The sequence below is a fragment of the Erysipelatoclostridium sp. DFI.2.3 genome (assembly GCF_019132535.1).
In the GTDB taxonomy this organism is placed as follows: domain Bacteria; phylum Bacillota_I; class Bacilli_A; order Erysipelotrichales; family Erysipelotrichaceae; genus Clostridium_AQ; species Clostridium_AQ innocuum.
In genome coordinates, this window is sequence record NZ_JAHOOJ010000058.1 from 1 (window position 1) to 821 (window position 821).

The following is an 821-nucleotide window of genomic DNA, read 5'->3' on the forward strand; positions in this document are numbered from 1 at the left end:
CCTTTTTTAAGACCTTTTTCAAGCCCCAGCTTTTCAGCTTCTGCAGTTCGCTCCTCCAAATTGGCCTGTACTGCCTGCTCCGCAAACTCCACCGATTCCGCCCAGCTGAACAATGATCCGTCCTCACGCATTTCATTATATTTTTCCATAACCACGTTCACCATCCTTCTCTTCATGTTTAGTATAGCATCATCCGGATTATATGCAAGCACATAGCAGAAAGTTTCAAATTCTGTCAGATTTTCCACGCCTCCAACCTCCTTTACACGCTGTTTGATCATCGGTAGAAACACGATGGCTCGATTCAATGTACCGTTGGGTTCCTCCTGATTATCCTCATCCTTTACCTTGTAGTGGCGTATCATGCGTCCGCCATCCCTGGGCTTATCATTCATAAAGATAATCTGATAAAACGGCTTCAGCTCTGTATATTCGTCTCCCTGCTTCAGCTGTCTTCCGACCAGGCGGTAGCCATACTGCTGAAAACGCAGCTGTTCCTTCTGCGTATAGCCGGATACCTGCATTTCCAGATCGTAAAAATGGCCGGCTTCATCCTCCAGCACGACATCCAAAACCGCACGTTTGCCAAAAAAAGCTTCCGGCAGCAGTTCCGGGTTCAGGACCTTCGTTTCATGGACCTTCAGTCCGTAAATTTCTTCGATGATTCTGCTTCTCAGCAATGCAGAGCCTGCATCGTCCCCAATCAGCATGTATTTGAAGAAAACATCATTGTGAAAGGGGATCGGGTAATCCTTTGCATATTCTTTTTCCATAGGTAGTATCCTCCTTTTTTTCCTATATACTCTTATATACGTATGAAA

The 821-nt window shown here is 45.4% G+C and carries 1 protein-coding gene; it reads right to left on the minus strand.

The features are described 5' to 3' along the window. Positions 1-773 (minus strand): PD-(D/E)XK nuclease family transposase (locus tag KSZ58_RS22355; RefSeq protein WP_161131454.1); only part of this gene is annotated, 773 nt, incomplete at its 3' end. Positions 774-821 lie beyond the last annotated feature (48 nt).